Source organism: Bradyrhizobium sp. IC4060 (genome assembly GCF_020193715.1).
GTDB lineage: Bacteria > Pseudomonadota > Alphaproteobacteria > Rhizobiales > Xanthobacteraceae > Bradyrhizobium > Bradyrhizobium yuanmingense.
Genome location: NZ_JADYVJ010000089.1, coordinates 1 through 439, shown reverse-complemented (window position 1 = coordinate 439; position 439 = coordinate 1). Strand labels below are relative to the sequence as shown.

The window sequence follows — 439 nt, the reverse complement described above, 5'->3', positions numbered from 1 at the left end:
GTCGTTATCCGGCGGATTATCGTTATGGGTATCCAGCACGATGATCTCGTCAACCCCTTCGGCATGAGGGTAAACAGGGTGAATATGCAGTTCGCCAAAACGCTGGGCCAGCGCGCGTTGCTGCTGCGGCGTAATAGTTTGATCGCGCAGAAACACCACCTGATGGCGCAGCACCGCATGGTAAAGCTGTTCAAACTGATTATCGCTTAACGGGCGCGTCAGGTCGGCACCCGAAATTTGTGCGCCGATATACGGCCCCAGCGGGGTAATGCTCAGACGTTCACTCATTGTACTTCTCCATGCCAGGGCGTCAGACGGCGCTGTAACGCGCGCAAACCTAGTTCTAAAAGAAAGGCGATAATCGCAATCACCGCGATTCCCGCCAGCACCACGTCAGTCGCGAGAAATTCACCCGCTGACTGAACCATAAATCCTAAAC

1 protein-coding gene and 1 pseudogene are annotated in these 439 nt (G+C 54.4%); both read right to left on the bottom strand.

Annotated features, from left to right (window positions below; translation table 11 throughout):
• Positions 1-288, bottom strand: a 288-nt coding sequence (locus I6F16_RS37620; RefSeq protein ID WP_225174791.1) for a TauD/TfdA family dioxygenase, incomplete at its 3' end; no start/stop codon positions are given.
• Positions 285-439: pseudogene (locus I6F16_RS37615) on the bottom strand (taurine ABC transporter permease); the annotation flags it as partial. The pseudogene I6F16_RS37615 and the gene I6F16_RS37620, both read right to left, overlap by 4 nt.